Consider the following 17,046-nt stretch of genomic DNA (forward strand, 5'->3'; position numbering starts at 1 on the left):
TTGTTAGACGAATTCATTTTATTAAAAATTTTATAATGGGGATGGGATGACATGGCTAAAGATGGCATGTTTTATGCGCCAAAGAGCGTCACAAAAGAGGTGGTATGTGGTCCGGGTGAGTTCACCATTGCGGCTGTAGCCTTGGATCATGGGCACATCTACGGCATGGTTGGCGGACTGTTGGAGGCCGGGGCTACCCTCAAATGGGTATATGATCCGGACCCGGCGAAGGTGGAGGCATTTCGGAAGCAGTTCCCACAGGCTCAAGTTGCTGGATCTGAAGCAGAGGTGCTTGCAGATGATGAGGTGTTATTGGTGGCAAGTGCAGCGATCACTTCAGATCGTGCGCCGCTTGGTATGAGAGTTCTGGCCGCAGGCAAGGATTATTTTACAGACAAAGCCCCATTTACCACGCTGGAGCAATTAAAGCTTGCACGAGAAGAAGTGAAGCGAACAGGCAAAAAGTACATGGTGTATTACAGTGAACGACTGCATGTAGAAAGTGCAATCTATGCGGGGCAGCTCATTGAACAGGGAGCAATCGGCAAAGTAGTGCAAGTTATGGGCACAGGCCCGCATCGCTTAAATGCCGGAGGAAGACCCGACTGGTTCTTCAAGCATGAGCAGTATGGCGGCATTCTCTGTGATATCGGGAGTCACCAGATCGAACAATTTCTGACGTTTGCATCATGTACGGACGCTGAGGTAGGGTTCAGTCGTGTACATAACTTCAATCACCCACAGTTCCCGGAATTGGAAGACTTCGGCGAAGCTTCTCTGATTGGTGATAACGGTGCATCCGGTTACTTCCGAGTGGACTGGTTCACACCGGATGGTCTGGGCACATGGGGCGATGGGCGTACAGTTATTCTGGGAACGGACGGTTATATTGAACTGCGGAAGTACATCGATGTAGCGAGAGAACCGGAAGGTGATCAGGTCTATCTGGTAAACCATGAAGGCGAGTTTCGCTACAGCGTGAAGGGCAAGATCGGTTATCCGTTCTTTGGTCAACTGATTCGCGATTGTCTGGATCGCACCGAGACAGCCATGACACAAGAACATGCATTCAAAGCGGCAGAACTCTGTCTGATTGCACAGCACAAAGCCATGAGTGAGCGCGTGGTGTGGAGTAGCGGAGCGAAGTAAATGTTTTAGGTGAAGGGAAGTAAAGGTTGATCACTGAAGGGTATCAGTAAGCCCTATTGTTGAGTGAAAAGAGAGCAGCCCAAATGTTAAACTGCATCCAACAGGTTAGTATCTTCTAACGAATGGAGTAGTTCGCACTGGGGCTGCTTTTTTTGAGTATGTTCGTGACTTCGCATATGGATTAATCTGGGTTATATTATATGTAGTTCGGATATTCGTTAAAAAGAGAGGTATTTACGAAGTTCGTAGATATGATGTTAGGCGAAAATCTAATAGTTATAAACGAACAAGCTTCTTTCAATGGAATTTACTTTTAAATTTTATTAATGATGTAAATTGATACAGATTAGGATGTGGATTCAATGAAGTATATTCTCTCAATTTTAATTACATTGGTATTAGTAGCTTTGTTTTGGATTTTTTTATTACTCCTCAGATCGAAACAAACTAAAAAAATAACGAGCTATGAGGAATTACCAGGAATTGAACTTGTTAGATATTGTTCTGAGGAAGTTATTATTGATGCACACACTGTTCATTTAAAGCCTAGTGGTACTGAAGTTTCCAACTATACTAATGGTAAAAAACCTACATTATGGTTTTTTGTTGGAGAACCGTCTTTATGGAATTTATCTAAAAATGCAATTACATCAAAAGAGATTAAAGTAACAATTCCTGTTTCAAGTTTAGAAATTACTAAATTAACATATAGAACTCAAGATTTAGTGGTTGGCTACACGAATGAGTATATAGGATCTGCTCGAATTGAATATTTGAAACCTCATAAAAATTCTAAAAGATTAAGAGTATTCAAGATAATTAACAGTCCTATTTTCATTTACCCGGCTGCCACAGTCTCTGTAGGTGTGCCGATTTATTGTTTGTTTATTCATTTATTGTAATCAGAGTTTATTAATAAGGAATTAGAATTTTGAAAGATATTCAAAGAAGTATTAGATCTTCGCCTAACATAATATTCACGCTGCGGACATCCGTCCTTGGTCCGGCATTCGCCGGACACCCAGCATGCGCTGGGTCGTGAATACAGGAACGTTAGGAGAAATGCAGGGAACAGATTAATCAATCAAAAATAAATGAGAGGATTACTTCATGGATTGGTCTAAATTACGTGTAATGATAAGAGAATTTATTACTCCGGGATTAAAGAAACGTATTGATATTCACGAAACCAGGTATCGCGAAGCACACGATGGGTATGGTGAAGCTTGGATTACACTGGATGGTAAGAAGATTTTCGGAGGCGGATATTATCATTGGTACATGAATGAGCTACCTGAGAATATTACATTACTAGAACTTCACCATGGATATCATGAGGATTTTTATAAAACACATATAAGAAACGATGATGTAAAGACAATAATGAATATGGGTTTGCATGAAACAAGTCATATTACTGAAAATCTTAGAAATTACATAAATACACCTTTCTCAGAAATAATGAGTTCCAATAACCCAATATATAAAGCATTTGGAATTATTGATAGACGACTTGGTAGGAGACGGTTTGAGAAAATCGTTTTAAATGAAGATGAACATCAGTTGGTAAAGATATTTTATGAACTGAGGAAAGAACAATTTGACAGGTAATTCAAAGAAGTCCTGCAAATCGCCTAACATCGTATCTACGCTGCGGGGCGTTCGCCCCTTGGTTCGCAAGAAGTAGAAAGCAAAGGAGTTGATTCAACTCTCAACCCTGCAAGGCTAAGTGGCGAAGCCACCCAGTCGCTACGCTCCTTTAAGCCTATTGGGTTCGTAGATACAGTAACGTTATATGAAAGAACTGCAAATAAATATTGTTAGGAGTGATTCAGAGGTGGGGTTATTATTTCAATTGCTAGAAGATTTGGAAGATACGGAAAGATCGTGGCTGGATAGGTCTTCTAAATATTCTATACACATTGCACGATTGATATCATTAGCTTGCATTTTGCTGTTAACTTATTTCTTTACATTGTTAATTCCCATAGTGATAGGGACAGTATTAGAGCATTTTTACAACTATGCTAACGCAGAATATAAATATTTGTGGGCGTTTTCATTACTGATATTTATGCCGATCAGTATACCTGTATTTACTAACTGGATGGATAAAGAATATTGTTACTCATCAATTGTTGTCGATTTATTTGAAACTGTAGTATTTTTAAGAGAGAATACTCGTTCTATCAAGTCGCGTTTTGAAATGATATTCTTTTTAATTTATGTGGTTTTCAATACAATCATTACTTTTTTTGCTGTGGCAAATTTCGTTGAGGAAAAATCATTAATTAACTTTGTAAAGAGTGATTCGATTTCTTTTTTTTCAATAATCTTAGCAATCCACATGTTGATTTATATAATAGTTCGTATACTTCTATTACCTAATAAAACAATACAGCAGAAATATCGAAAATTGAGTAGAGAAGTTATGTTATGGTTTTTTGTATTATTAGTTGGATTCAGCTACATGATACATAAGTTACTGAGTTCGTTTAGCACAATTGACATGTTATATTTGCTAGGTGCAATTTTGGTGGCGTTTGTTAGATTTATTACTAGTTATAAGGATCTTCGTAAAATAATAGTTGAGATTAAAGAAAACGCATCTTTATTTATGTAGTGTCTCACAGAAGGCAGTTCCATCATATAACATAATATTCACGCTGCGGACATTCGTCCTTGGTCCGGCATGTGCCGGACACCCGACATACGTCGGGTCGTGAATACAGGAACGTTATGTGCAATTGCCAAGAGATTTTATATATCATCAATCATTAAAGAAAAATGGAGTTGTATATATGGACGTGATTCATTTCACTATAGAATATTCCGAAGAGCAAGATGCTCAAATCTTAGGTGTTTATATAAATGGCGAGAATCTGAACGAATTAATGAGAAGATATGAAATCCAGTTTGAACCTTCAATTGCTGGGGGATATGAGGGTTTGAATATAGAATATTTAAAAGACATTGAAGAACATTTTTTTGGGAAACTTAATGAAAATGATATTTACAATTACGATGGGAAAACATTAGTGCTGGGATGTAACTGTGGCGAGCCGGGATGTTGGCCTTTGATAGTTAGAATAACTGAAGAAGATGAGGTTATTATTTGGAGTGAATTTGAACAACCTTTTAGGGATGAAGAATCAGCTGGAGGTTATTGGGATTATACTAACTTCAAATCATTAGAATTCAATAAACAGTTGTATGAAGAACAATTAAAGGCCATTTGTAAGAAATTCAGGGAAGTTGGCAACAGCACATAACATAATATTCACGCTGCGGACATTCGTCCTTGGTCTGGCATTCGCCAGACACCCGACATATGTCGGGTCGTGAATACAGGAACGTTAGGTGAAATCAAAGCTTTTCTTCAAAAATGTCTTTATCATAAAGAAAAGATTTATCTATTACTCTTTTAAATCCTTGAATGTCATTCAAAGTTGGTTTATTTGATACTATTACTTTATCCTCAATTGTTACACGATGAATGTATAATTTAATTTTATATTGAGATCCAACAGGAGGGTTAATAGGGGCCATAGAATCTGTTACGACTTCAGAATCTATCAGTACATAATGAATTGAGCGTTTTTTAATTAGACTCAAGACACTGTATACTCCAGGTACTGAGGCGAAAGCTAGAACAAAATAAACTAAGAAAAGAGCTACATAAAACTCTATTTGTTCATCACCAGCTGCAAGTGAAGTGAAATATAGTGCGATTATTGCGGTAATTATTGATGCAAAGAAAGACTGAATCAAGAATATTACTATGTTCTTTTGATCATTCATTAGCAATCTTTCGATTTTTGTTGTTCTTGCCAGAGCAACTATTCTAATAATTAGAACGATAGCTCCAATTAATGATGGCACACTTGACGAATTGTAATATGAAGTGCGACACCTACTGGAAATAAAAAAAATGGCCCATGGCCGGATTCGTGTAGAATGAAGTCACCACAACACCATTCACACAAGGAGAATCCAACCATGAGCTACAGACATCTTAGCATAATTGAACGTAGCAAGCTAGAAGTCCTCCACAGACAAGGTAGAAGCTCAAGAGCCATTGCGAAAGAACTGGGTAGGCATCCATCGACGATTTGTCGTGAGTTAGATCGGGTGACTTCATCACATCCGTATCAGGCAGAACAAGCTCAGCATGCTTATGAGGAGCGTCGTAAGGCTTCGGTCTCTCCAGGGAGTTGGTCCGATGCCTTGGCTGCTTCACTGGAGGAAAAATTGGAGGCAACGTGGTCTCCCGAACAAATCACCGAACGTTTCCGTATCGAAGGGCGGCATGCAGTCTCTTTCAAAACCATCTATCGCTGGATCTATGCAGGGCGTCTGGTTCGAGGCATATTACAGGTTCTTCGGCATAAGGGGAAGCGTCAGAAACCCGCAGAAACGCGCGGCAAATTCGCCATTGGAAGGACGATTTCAGATCGCCCAAAAGAAGTCCGTTCCCGTGAAACATTTGGGCACTGGGAGTTGGATACCGTTGTATCGGGTCGTGGGAGAAGTAAAGGCTGCGTAGCGACGTTGATTGAACGCAAGACACGTCTATATACCGCTGTTCTCATGCCTGATCGCACCGCTTTGTCGATGGAGATTGCGCTCGGTGTAGCGATCTCACAGTATCCCACGGGAACCTTCCTCACAGCCACGGCTGACCGAGGCAAGGAGTTTGCATGCTATGCCCATCTGGAAGCCACCCATAACCTACACGTTTATTTTGCCGATCCGTATTCATCCTGGCAACGCGGTTCCAACGAGAATGCGAATGGATTACTTCGAGAGTTTTTCCCTAAAGGTACCGATCTCGCGAGGGTATATGATGATGATCTCGCTCATTCACTCGACCTAATAAATCACAGACCACGAAAATGCTTGGGTTGGAAGACCGCTCACGAATCTTTCGCAGAAGAACTGTCGCACTTGGTTTGACAATCCGTCCACTTAAATAAGGCAAGAATTCTTTAATTTCCAATTTATCTCCTCCTAAATTTAATATGATTAAATATATCAAACATTAGGAAGAATATTCAAGATGGCTTTAACTTCACCTAACATCATATCCACGTATCGGAGCCTGACGGCTCCTCGGTTCGCCCGAAGGGGAATGGCAAGGTGGCTGACACATCCGCACCGACTAACCGCATCGCGGCCACTCCCGTTGGTCATTTAAGTTGGTGGGACGTCGTGGATACAGGAACGTTAGCTGAAATTCTTGCAAATAAAAGGAGAAATAATAATGCCTAGTATATTTCTTAGTCATACAAGTATTGACAAGCCATTTGTAGAAAAACTCGCAAGAGATTTAAAAAGAATAGGTGTTAATGTTTGGTTTGATAAGTGGGAAATAAAAATCGGTGATTCTATTACATGGAAAATTGAAGAGGGAATTAGAGAAAACGAATTTCTAGGGATAGTATTATCACCAGAAGCGCTAAATTCAGAGTGGGTTAAGAGTGAGCTAGGGGCTGCATGGGTAAAGCAAATGCAAACCAAAAAAGTTTTTGTTTTGCCGATTTTTTATAGAGAATGTCAGATACCATATTTTTTATCAGATCGCAGATTTGCAGATTTTAGAAGTGATTATGAAAGTGGTTTTAGTGAATTAGCTACTATATTTGGCATTGAAGAAACAGAAGCAATAACACAAGATAATTGGAGAAAGTTTGTCAAAAACAAGAAAGTTAATTGGAAAAAATATAAAATTAAAGAATTTGAACAATTAGTAACAACATTAGTTGATAGAGCGTATGATTACAAATGGTCTGCTTGGGTTGGTGGTACTGCCAATGAATACTCCATAACTTTTTATTGCTCTATTAAAAAGGAGAATGCGTATTTAAGCAAATCTATCTCAATTAAGTTAGTTGGAGAAAGTAATGCTTATATGGCAAGTTTTAAGAATGAATCAAATCCTAATAACATTAAAGTAAGTGATTTCGATACATACATTGGCAACTCGGTTGACGCATGTGATGAGTACGTATGGAGATTTATAGATGACATTAATTCGGAAAATGGTACTCCAACCGGTAAGCCATACTATCATACTGAACGATTTTCAAGAGGTAATGAAATCCATGAAGCAGCAAAAGAGATCATTAATAAGTTTAATTGGTACAAAGGAGATAAGTTGTAAGTGGTGCAAAGAAGACAATAACATCGGCTAACAAAGTATTCACTCGTCGGTCTAACGCCCTCGGTCCGCAGGAGATTTTGGCAGGGGAGTAGTTTCAGCGGACAAGTCCTGCGAGCCTAAGTCTGACGCCCCGTTCCCTCCGGTCACTTAAGGCTCTCGGCTTCGTGAATACCCAAACGTTATACGAAACACTTCGAAAGCAGGAAAAACATGAAAACAAATAAGGCGATGAGAAATTTATTGAATGAGCTTGCTCAATCAAACGAATCGATCAGTTCGAATTTATTTAACCCTACTTTTCATGAATGGGACAATTGCATTGTAATTGATGCTTCAAGTTTAAGAGAGACAGATTCTATTGAAGAAACCATTTATCAAGATCGGACGGATTTAGAAGCCTCAATTAATCATTACCATATAGAGGATTTAAGGACTGGACTAAAACTCATTTCGAATTGGAAAGAGAATATAAAGTTGAATTACTCTGAAAAAGAATTTATTTTAATTTTAAGTTCTACAATTGAAGGAGAAGATGTGGTCATTAGATTCTATCAATTTAGACATGATGAACCTGAATGGATTAAATTAAATGACCTTGAAGGTTATAAAGAAGAAGCTATATTAGTAATTGAGATTTTGAATGCAGTTCAATGATGCGAAATAAAATAATATTCAAGCAGCGGCTCTTAACAGAGCCTTGGTCTGCTGGATGAATTTCGTGGGAGCGTTTCAGCAGACACATCCGACTAAGTTGGACATCGTGAATACAGGAAAGTTATACGACAATTCGGGAAAGTTGGTGAAGAACCATTTATCAGATATTTCAAAAAGAGTTTCAAAATGCGATATTTGAAGATGACGTTTATCTTCGTCCAGTCATCACAAAAGAGACGGGTGAAGACTTAATCGTTGAGTTCCATGTTTTTTTATATTTTACCGATTCAATCATTCAAAAATGGGAAGTTGAATTTAAACAAGTTAGAGAATATAAAATTACTTTAGATTTTATTGAAGATATAGAACTCGAGACTAATCATCCATTATTACTCGAATATCTTGAACCAACGAATGAATTATATTTCAAAGGGGTATCAAATGAAGTTTTTAAAGTCATTGGAGAACTATTAATTGAACATCAAAAAGTGACAGACAAATGGATTGAATTTCAACATTTTATGAATGGATCACTTGAATGGCTCTTAAACCAACAACAGGGACTTCTTGCCAAAGGACCTGAGACAATTATTAAAACATACAAGGAAGTGTTAGAAAGGAATCATCTTAATCCAAACATTATAAAGCTCGAATCAGATCATGAAGAATTAAAAGTAGCAATATTAGGAAAGTCATTTGTGATATGTAAGGAATTGGGATTCGAGAGAATTTTGTAGTGTAATCGTGGAAGTCCGAATTGTCGTATAACAACATATTCACGAATTGGGTCATTCGCCCCTTGGTCTGACCGGAGATTTAGCAGGAAGCGCATGCAGTCAGACAACCCTGCAAGCCTAAGTCTTCGACCCACTCCCTACGGTCGTTTAAGGCTCTCGGGGTCGTGAATACAAGAACGTTATCTGACATAAACCTATTACATTTTAGGAGCAAATAATGAATATCACTTTCTCGAAATGGGTGCAATATTATCGAAGAAATAATCAAAACCTCAAATATATTCATTGGGATGACAACTACAAATTAACAACTATTGAAAGAGAAATAATCATTAAGTCAATTCAACAGTTTCAATTAGGAGAAAACTCTGAAGGTAAACATCTAATTAAACGTGCGCAAGAATATGTACATCAGACACAAGATCAGGATTACTATGAAGCGCTTATAGAATTCATTAAAGAAGAACAGAGGCACGCTAGAGATCTAGGCAGATTTATGAAGGTACAGGGAATCCCACTCCTTCGTAGACATTGGGTGGACAATGTGTTTAGAAGATTACGTCGATATGCGAGTCTAGAACAATCAGTCATTGTTCTATTAACTGCTGAGATCATTGCTAAGTTGTACTATAGAGCCTTGCAAAAATCTACAAAGTCAGAAGTATTAATAGATTTATGTAATCAGATTTTAAGTGATGAGGAGAAACATGTTCAGTTTCAATCCGAAACACTTCATAAATTTGCTCAAAATAGAAACGTTCTCTTTAACAGAATAGTTTATATCCTTCGTAGAATCCTTTTTGAAGGAACGCTAATTATAGTATGGTATCAACATAAGCCTGTATTTAAAGCTGGGGGATATAAACTCAAAAGTTATTACTATGAATGCCGTCATGAGTTTAACTTAACAAAGAAGATTATAACTAATTCACAGTAGAGGTTTACGTCAGATAACATTATATCCAAGCTTTGGGTCCTGACGCTCCCTGGTCAGCCCTAAGGGAATTGGCAGGGAAGTGGAATCATGCGGACACATCCGCACGGACTAACCGCATCGCGGTCGCCTTTAACGTGGCTTAAGTCGGTGGGGCGTCGTAGATACAGTAACGTTATAGGAAATCAGCGTATAAAAATACAAAATAAATTATTCAAACTCTGAATAGGAGTGAAATCATGCTGGAAGCGGTTATTTTCGATATGGATGGTACACTATTTCAAACAAACAAAATCTTAGAGTTATCGTTAGAAGAAACGTTTTCTATCTTGAGGTCTCGTAATGAATGGTCGAGTGAAACTCCAACTCAAAAATATCGTGAAATTATGGGAGTTCCTCTACCAGTAGTTTGGGAAACGTTACTACCGAACCATTCAAACGAAATCAGACGAATGGTAGACGAAATCTTCTTGGAGAAGTTAATTGCAAATATTAATTATGGCAAAGGTGCAATTTATCCGCATGTCAAAGAAGTTTTTGATTTTTTAAAACAGGAAGGCTGCTTAATTTTTATAGCAAGTAATGGACTAATCGAATACCTCAATGCTATCGTTAACTGTTACAAGTTAAATAATTGGGTGACAGAAACCTTTAGCATCCAACAAATAGAGACTCAGAATAAGGATGACTTAGTTAGATATATTCTTATGAAATATCACATCAACAATGCTGCTGTAGTTGGCGACAGGATCTCTGATATCAATGCAGCAAAAAACAATGGATTGAAGGCTTTCGGTTGTCGATTTGACTTTGCCCAAGAATGGGAGCTTAAACAAGCGGATTGTATTATTGATGATTTACTTGAATTGAAAAAATATATTTAAGATCATGGGAAGTGGAATATTTGTGTAAGTATTTTCGAAGAAGACGCTGACATCCTATAACATCATATTCAAGTAGCGGCTCCTCACGGAGCCTTGGTCTGCAAGGATTTCGGAGAGGAATTTAAGAAGACACCCCTTTCGGGGTTCATGAATACAGGAACGTTATGTCCCTAAGAGCTTTAAAACATAATGACACTTTTTGGAGGTTAATTGATGGGAGCATGGGGAACTGGAATTTTCGAGAACGATGATGTATTAGATTGGAAGGCAGATTTACTTGATTCTGATGACATCGAATTAATTGAAGAGACGATTGAAGAAGTATTAGAAGAAGATTATATTGAGTCAGATTTAGCTTCCAATGCTTTAGGCGCAATTGAGATCCTTGTAGCATTACAAGGTAATCCTGGGAAAGAAATATTGAATAATCAAAGTAATACAGAGGATCTATATGACTGGATCGATAAACATAAAGGTAAAGGAAAAAAACTCATTTCAAAAGCTAAACGAGCAGTTAAGAAAATTAAGAAAGATTCAGAACTAAAAGAGCTATGGGAAGAATCAGAAGAATACCCAATCTGGTTAAATACAATAAATGACTTAGAAAATCGATTGTAAAGAAATTGATAGCTTTTCGAGAAGAGGGAACTTCACATAACAAAATATTCAAGCAGCGGCTCCGTTGGAGCCTTGGTCTGCTGGAAGGATTCCGATGAGGCAATTTCGGCAGACAACCCCTTTGGGGTTCATGAATACAGGAACGTTAGCTGAAATTAATGAAGAAACTTATAAACCTTTACTAACTTCCAGAAAGGATAAACATGTATAAGTTAATAACTTTATTGATTTTAGTAGTTCTGTTGGGCTGTTCGGATAATACGCGAAGGAGCTCCGAACAAAATGATGCAATAAATGATAGTACTTTGAAGGAGGAACTTAATGAAATGTATACCTATAAAGCTATTACTGAAGAAGATGAAACATTAGGATCCTCAAAATTTCTGGATACAGGCATTATTGCGGGTGAAGAAAGTGCGAAGTTTAGAGGATCGCTTCTTACTTTGTTTGGTGAACCGTTATATAAGTCAGATAATGCTGAAGACGCGTACTATTATTTAATTGAAGTAAGCGATGATACGAGTAAGTGGTACTTTACTGTTTATGAAGGTCCTTCAGGAACTGCGATTGGTTATGATGAAAAGGAAAACCAAGCAAACGCAAGGGAAGCCTCCAAAGCTTTGCTAGAGAAAATTAAAGAAACCACACCTTCTGATTTTAATGAAGTCATATATTACGAAGACTTTGACTCGAAAATTACATATGGATGTAAGAATGGAGAATGTTATTATAATGAAGAAAACGAAGAAGGTCGTTAGAACTCGAAGGTATTTCATAGGAGTCATTAACTCCAGCTAACATAATATTCACGCTGTGGGCATACGCCCTTGGCCCGGCATACGCTGGGTCGTGAATACAGGAACGTTATCTGAAATACGGAAAAACTTGAAATACTTATGAAACGAGGGATTTTATGATCGTACAAGATTTAAGAAAGTGGGCAAGTAATCACGATGTAAAAAATCGAGCGCTCGAATCTTTTTGGCTCAATCTAAAAAGCTATAGAATCGAGGAGCCCGAAGATTTTGAAGAGTTGTTTTGGGATTACGACGAAAAATATTTAAAAATCTTAATAGAGAATATCTCGCTACATATCAAGAGTTTAGAGTATATAGATCCAAACAATAAAGAGCTTGAATATATTGAAGTAAAAGTCAGAATTGAATATCGAGCAAACCATATAGGCTATTACAGAATATTTTTTGGTATGGACGGTGAGATCGAAGATGATATTTTTATTTCGGAATGGACTGGATTGAGGTTATATCAAACAAGAGGATTACTAGAAGATATTAAGGAACAAATAGAAACGGATCGAATGAATGGAGAAATAACCGAAAAAGAAGCGATTAAGTTGAAGGCCATAATAGAAGAGAAGAAAGAAAAGATTCGAAAAGAATTTAGTCATTCAGAATAGCGTATTCAAAGGAGTATCGTACATCAGACAACATAATATTCACGCTGCGGGCATACGCCCTTGGTCCGACGGACACCCGACATGCGTCGGGTCGCTAATATACAAAGTTAGCAGAAATCAGGGGAATGCTTAATTAAATCATAAAGATTAGATAAACTATTAGTTAAGGACGGGGATTTCAATGAGTAGATTGTTACTAACCTCTTGTGGTTTTTATACTGAAGATATTAAAAATCAATTTCTGGATCTTATTGATAGAGATATTTCTCAATTAAAGGTCTCTATTATTACAACAGGATCCCCGATGAAAGAAAATAATAGATATGCACAAAGGGCATTGCAAGAGTTCAAGGACATGGGGTTTCATGATATTAAGTTTGTAGATATAGAATTTGATGACCCGGAAATTCTCTTACATAGAGATGTTATATATATCAATGGTGGAAATTCATTTACATTATTGTATTACGCTAAGAAAAAGTGGTGCTGATGAAATTATTAAAACACTGGCCGCACAGAATGTAATTATAGTTGGAGTAAGTGCTGGAACGTTATTACTGGGGCCGAATATTAACATTGTCGATTTCTTTACTCCACAGATGAACACAATGGATTTAACGGATTTTAAGGCATTAGGTGTAACCGACAAGCTTATTTTTCCTCACTATGATCGAGAGGACATATTTAAAGATAGTACTAATAAAACAATTGAAGAGAGAATAGTAGAATTTGATGCAATGAGAACTGTAAGGTGACAAGGCTTAAAGATGAAGAATATATCTCAATCTTAATAAACCAAGCACATTGAAAGTCGTAAATTCATTATAAGTAGCTCGAAGAAGCTCATAGTTTAGGAGGAGTCTATATGATATTAGAAAAAGTTATAAATAGAATTGCAATACAAAGTGAATATAAGGATTTGGTTGATAAGTATATAGATCATATACTTAACGAATTTAAAGGTAAGATTCATAGTATTTATATGTGTGGCTCGATTCCAAAAGGAACAGCTAAACCTTATAAGTCAGATGCAGACTTTACTATTGTATGTGCAAATCCCGAAGATATTGATTACGAAAGATTGTCAATGATTAAAGACAGGCTTTTGGAAGAATATCCATTCGTCACTAAGATGGATACGATCATTTGCTCGATTGATGATGTATTAAGTAGACCGAATGATTGGGGTTTTTGGATTAAGATCATTTGTGTTTGCATACATGGGGAGGACATTGGTGAAAAGGTACCCCCGATCATAATTTCTCCAGAATTCATTTTAGACTTAAATACAGATACCAAGGAGGAAGTAGATCGTGTACATCGTTCACTTTCTAATGTTAGTGATCACTCAATGAAAACTAGATATATTAAAGGTTACTCTAAGAGATTAATTCGTGCATTGTACTCTTTGGTTTTAGAAGATACAGGGGTATGGGAAGATGAAATCATTAAGATGAAGAATGCCATATTAAACTATTGTGAGATTAACTCCGCTTTAGTTGAGTATCTATATGCTTGTTACTTGGATAGTAATGTACTTGTTGAAGAGTTTCTGGAAATTGCAGATGAAGTATATCGCTATTTTGAGAACGCTTTAAATACAATGGCTGCTTCCAGAAATTCATTGGCTAAAAATACATTGACGATACTGATGACTCGGAGAAGCGAGTGACCACAGCCAGTCCCCTAAGCCCGTCTGGACGTCACTGAATTTAGGTGTTTCGCAAGCCTCACAACTATAAGGAGCAACTCTAAGGGGTCAGGACGTCGTCAATACAAAACGATGTCCATGGCTTGGGCATGACCCGTCGCCTGGAATTCAGTATTTTGATGATTACGCCTTAGTATGGTCAGATGATCCGGAAACACTTGAGGAAGAACTCGTAAGCATTAAGTTTACCTATAATGAACTGTTAGAAAGCCTTAAGAAATGCAAAAAGGACTTATTAGATTTATAGAAGAACCATTATATAAATGGATTAAGGTAAGAATAGGAAATCAACAAAACCTATGTAAAATCGAAGAAACAGTAAGCCAGAAACAATTCAATCTATTTAAAGGTATAAACGAAGAGGTGACGATAAGATGTCTGATTTTCTTTTATATGACTTTTTACAAATATATTCCGATGAGAATTATATCAAGAAAATAAAAACCATTGATATTGAACAATTCGTCACTCAATCGTTGGGGTTTAAGAAAATAAGTAACTTAAAGTTCTCCAAAATCATTTATGGTGAGTCAGTAGTAGCTACAGGGATTTTGGTTAATACTAATGGCGGCTATGCTTTTGATACGTTAGAGGGCGTAGAGGAGATTAACTTAATCGAAATCGATATACCGTTAATGATTGATATTAAAATAGAAAAAGCGATCTTAGAGATTGCAAATACGATAGCAAGTAAATACTCATGGATAATAGAAGAGCGTAGATAATAAATGAATTTTTGAGTGACTTAATCAGAGAAGATGTTCACATGCTATAACATAATATTCACGCTACGGACATTCGTCATGGGCCCGGCATAAGCTGGACACTCAGCGTTCGCTGGGTCGTGAATACGGGAACGTTCTGAGAAAGTGATGTAGACATTGTATGGAGGGAGACTATTCTAGATGATTCGAAATACAGTACGAGCATTGATTATCCAGAATGACAATCTTTTATTAATAAAGAAAAGAAGAGCAAATATAGGTATTTATTATGTACTGCCTGGAGGAGCTCAAGAAGAGAACGAAACATTGGAACAGGCTTTAAGTCGCGAGTGTATGGAAGAGCTGGGTATTGAAATATCGAGTAGTGGGTTAGTTTGTGTAAGAGAATACATATCGCCCTTCACTGGCTAAGTCCGTCGGACCTGCGCTTACGCGCTTAAGCCAGTGAGGGTTCGTAAATACTTTATTTTTTGGGGGCATCTCAAGGATGAGTAAAAAAACAATAATTATTGAAGATTACAACAATCAATGGCCTGAAATGTTTTTTGATCTGAAATCCATCATAGAACATATACTCGGAGAACTAGTACTAAGAATTGAGCACGTTGGTAGTACCGCAGTACCTGGACTAGCGGCAAAACCTATTTTAGATATTGATGTAGTAATTGATTCTATGGACTTGCTTCCAGATGTAATTCAAGGATTAGAAAGTTTAGGTTAATATCATGAAGGTAATTTGAGTGTTGAGAACAGAGAAGCTTTTGCAAGAAAAGATGCAAATGTTCCTTATAGCACAGTAAAAATACAGAAACCTGAACATCATTTATATGTTTGTAATAAAGAGAGCAAAGAGTTATTAAGACATATATCCTTCAGAGATGCATTAATTGGCAATCCCGAATATGTAGTCGAATATGCCAATCTAAAGAAAGAACTTGCTATTAAATATATAGAAAATCGTCAGTCTTATACGGATGGGAAGACCGAATTTGTAAATAAAGTACTTAATGAATATGGAAAGAACTTGTAGGTTGCTCAATGGGACTAAAACATCCGATAACTAATATTAACGCTGCGGGGCTAACGCCCCTTGGTCTGCCAGAGATATTTCGAGGAATTCGTATCAAACAGACAACTCCTACGATGCTAGGTCTTCGACCCAGTCGCTGGTGCTCTTTAAGCTCTCGGGTTTGTGAATAAAACAACGTTATCGAAAATCTCACAAAGGATATGAAAACGTGAATACTAAAGATTTTAGAAAGCTAATCAGGGTGTATTTTGCTCCAAAACTACATGAGGTTGGGTTTATGGGAACCGATCATCATTTTGTTAAGACAACTGATCATCACTTTATTTATACTCTGGTGATTCAGGCAGATAAATCCGGTGGATCTTGTGTTATGGAGATGGGGGTGCATCTAGATTTCCTCCCTAATTCTATTGGTGAATTTAAGTCTTCAAATGAAATCACGACCTATGATTGTGAATTCAGAAAACGTCTTAATAAAAATCCAAATTGGTTTAAGAGATTTTTTTCAGTGGAACGTGAAAGATGGTTTCAATACGGAGAAACAGACGATGATGCAATAGTTACTATAAATGAGATGAAACAGTTATTTTTGGATCAAGGAATGAGTTATTATTCTCAATTCAATGATTTCCCTAGGATGATTACATCAATTTCATTAGCCGAGATAATATCTGGATCTAAGAAAATTGAAAATTTTGGAGCTCCACTTGATTTAAGGTTGGTTTTGTTAATTGCACGAACGCATAAATTTCTAGGTAATGATAGGGACGCGAAAGAATATGCTCAATGGGGATTAAATAATATTGGGAAAGCAACAGGACTCATTAAGGACTTTGAGGGCATAGTTCGAGGGAGTTTGTGAGACATCATATCCGTGCGTGCTTCGGAGCCTTAAGGCTCCTCGGTCCGCCGAAGGGGAATGGCAGGGAAGTGTATTCAGCGGATACATCCGTACAGACTAACCGCATCTCGGCCGCTCCCATTGGTTGCTTAAGTCAGTGGGACGTTGTGGATACAGTAACTT

20 protein-coding genes and 1 pseudogene are annotated in these 17,046 nt (G+C 37.4%); 20 read left to right on the forward strand and 1 reads right to left on the reverse strand.

The features are described from left to right. The first annotated feature begins 51 nt into the window (after window positions 1–51). The 5 genes from MHI06_RS11910 (at window position 52) to MHI06_RS11930 (ending at window position 4,421) form a co-directional block, all read left to right on the forward strand. Window positions 52–1,149, forward strand: coding sequence for a Gfo/Idh/MocA family oxidoreductase (locus MHI06_RS11910; RefSeq protein ID WP_340401570.1), 1,098 nt, complete (start codon window positions 52–54; stop codon window positions 1,147–1,149). A gap of 362 nt (window positions 1,150–1,511) precedes the next feature. After that, window positions 1,512–2,051, forward strand: coding sequence for a hypothetical protein (locus MHI06_RS11915; RefSeq protein WP_340401571.1), 540 nt, complete (start codon window positions 1,512–1,514; stop codon window positions 2,049–2,051). Window positions 2,052–2,259: 208 nt separating this feature from the next. Beyond that, complete coding sequence (locus MHI06_RS11920) at window positions 2,260–2,760, forward strand: hypothetical protein (RefSeq protein WP_340401572.1); 501 nt, start codon at window positions 2,260–2,262, stop codon at window positions 2,758–2,760. Window positions 2,761–2,986: 226 nt separating this feature from the next. Then, window positions 2,987–3,772, forward strand: a complete 786-nt coding sequence (locus tag MHI06_RS11925) for a hypothetical protein (RefSeq protein ID WP_340401573.1) — start codon at window positions 2,987–2,989, stop codon at window positions 3,770–3,772. A gap of 178 nt (window positions 3,773–3,950) precedes the next feature. Continuing rightward, window positions 3,951–4,421 carry a hypothetical protein gene (locus MHI06_RS11930; RefSeq protein ID WP_340401574.1) on the forward strand — a complete coding sequence of 157 codons (471 nt, stop codon included), beginning with the start codon at window positions 3,951–3,953 and terminating at the stop codon, window positions 4,419–4,421. Between the two features lie 94 nt (window positions 4,422–4,515). Here the strand turns inward: MHI06_RS11930 and MHI06_RS11935 are convergent, their stop codons facing one another. After that, complete coding sequence (locus MHI06_RS11935; protein WP_340401575.1) at window positions 4,516–4,950, reverse strand: hypothetical protein; 435 nt, start codon at window positions 4,948–4,950, stop codon at window positions 4,516–4,518. Window positions 4,951–5,148: 198 nt separating this feature from the next. Here MHI06_RS11935 and MHI06_RS11940 point away from each other — a divergent pair, with 198 nt between their 5' ends. The 15 genes and pseudogenes from MHI06_RS11940 (at window position 5,149) to MHI06_RS12010 (ending at window position 16,884) form a co-directional block, all read left to right on the forward strand. Further along, window positions 5,149–6,105, forward strand: coding sequence for an IS30 family transposase (locus MHI06_RS11940; protein WP_340401577.1), 957 nt, complete (start codon window positions 5,149–5,151; stop codon window positions 6,103–6,105). 307 nt (window positions 6,106–6,412) lie between these two features. Then, a complete protein-coding gene (locus MHI06_RS11945; protein WP_062833908.1) occupies window positions 6,413–7,312 on the forward strand; it encodes a toll/interleukin-1 receptor domain-containing protein in 900 nt (299 codons plus the stop codon). Between the two features lie 210 nt (window positions 7,313–7,522). Continuing rightward, window positions 7,523–7,966 carry a hypothetical protein gene (locus MHI06_RS11950; protein ID WP_340401578.1) on the forward strand — a complete coding sequence of 148 codons (444 nt, stop codon included), beginning with the start codon at window positions 7,523–7,525 and terminating at the stop codon, window positions 7,964–7,966. Between the two features lie 954 nt (window positions 7,967–8,920). After that, the gene (locus MHI06_RS11955; RefSeq protein WP_340401579.1) at window positions 8,921–9,640 is read left to right on the forward strand and encodes a ferritin-like domain-containing protein; all 720 of its coding nucleotides are present in this window, start codon (window positions 8,921–8,923) and stop codon (window positions 9,638–9,640) included. Window positions 9,641–9,876: 236 nt separating this feature from the next. Further along, window positions 9,877–10,521 carry an HAD hydrolase-like protein gene (locus MHI06_RS11960; RefSeq protein ID WP_340401580.1) on the forward strand — a complete coding sequence of 215 codons (645 nt, stop codon included), beginning with the start codon at window positions 9,877–9,879 and terminating at the stop codon, window positions 10,519–10,521. Window positions 10,522–10,734: 213 nt separating this feature from the next. Then, window positions 10,735–11,139, forward strand: coding sequence for a DUF4259 domain-containing protein (locus tag MHI06_RS11965; RefSeq protein WP_036609153.1), 405 nt, complete (start codon window positions 10,735–10,737; stop codon window positions 11,137–11,139). Between the two features lie 326 nt (window positions 11,140–11,465). Continuing rightward, window positions 11,466–11,897, forward strand: coding sequence for a hypothetical protein (locus MHI06_RS11970; RefSeq protein WP_340401581.1), 432 nt, complete (start codon window positions 11,466–11,468; stop codon window positions 11,895–11,897). 155 nt (window positions 11,898–12,052) lie between these two features. After that, window positions 12,053–12,556 carry a hypothetical protein gene (locus MHI06_RS11975; protein ID WP_340401582.1) on the forward strand — a complete coding sequence of 168 codons (504 nt, stop codon included), beginning with the start codon at window positions 12,053–12,055 and terminating at the stop codon, window positions 12,554–12,556. 181 nt (window positions 12,557–12,737) lie between these two features. Beyond that, window positions 12,738–13,046 (forward strand): Type 1 glutamine amidotransferase-like domain-containing protein, encoded by a 309-nt coding sequence (locus tag MHI06_RS11980; protein ID WP_340401583.1) that lies wholly within the window; start codon window positions 12,738–12,740, stop codon window positions 13,044–13,046. Further along, the gene (locus MHI06_RS11985; RefSeq protein ID WP_340401584.1) at window positions 12,994–13,311 is read left to right on the forward strand and encodes a Type 1 glutamine amidotransferase-like domain-containing protein; all 318 of its coding nucleotides are present in this window, start codon (window positions 12,994–12,996) and stop codon (window positions 13,309–13,311) included. The genes MHI06_RS11980 and MHI06_RS11985 overlap by 53 nt, the downstream gene beginning before the upstream one ends. A gap of 110 nt (window positions 13,312–13,421) precedes the next feature. After that, window positions 13,422–14,228 (forward strand): nucleotidyltransferase domain-containing protein, encoded by an 807-nt coding sequence (locus MHI06_RS11990; RefSeq protein ID WP_340401585.1) that lies wholly within the window; start codon window positions 13,422–13,424, stop codon window positions 14,226–14,228. A 413-nt stretch (window positions 14,229–14,641) separates the two neighbouring features. Next, a complete protein-coding gene (locus MHI06_RS11995; protein WP_264929177.1) occupies window positions 14,642–14,992 on the forward strand; it encodes a hypothetical protein in 351 nt (116 codons plus the stop codon). A 180-nt stretch (window positions 14,993–15,172) separates the two neighbouring features. Continuing rightward, window positions 15,173–15,403 (forward strand): NUDIX domain-containing protein, encoded by a 231-nt coding sequence (locus MHI06_RS12000; protein ID WP_264929176.1) that lies wholly within the window; start codon window positions 15,173–15,175, stop codon window positions 15,401–15,403. 76 nt (window positions 15,404–15,479) lie between these two features. Next, window positions 15,480–16,022 (forward strand): annotated as a pseudogene (locus MHI06_RS12005) (GrpB family protein). A 208-nt stretch (window positions 16,023–16,230) separates the two neighbouring features. Next, window positions 16,231–16,884: a DUF4304 domain-containing protein gene (locus MHI06_RS12010; protein WP_340401586.1), complete on the forward strand. Its 654-nt coding sequence runs from the start codon at window positions 16,231–16,233 to the stop codon at window positions 16,882–16,884. Window positions 16,885–17,046 lie beyond the last annotated feature (162 nt).

The sequence above is a fragment of the Paenibacillus sp. FSL H8-0079 genome, assembly GCF_037991315.1.
GTDB lineage: Bacteria > Bacillota > Bacilli > Paenibacillales > Paenibacillaceae > Paenibacillus.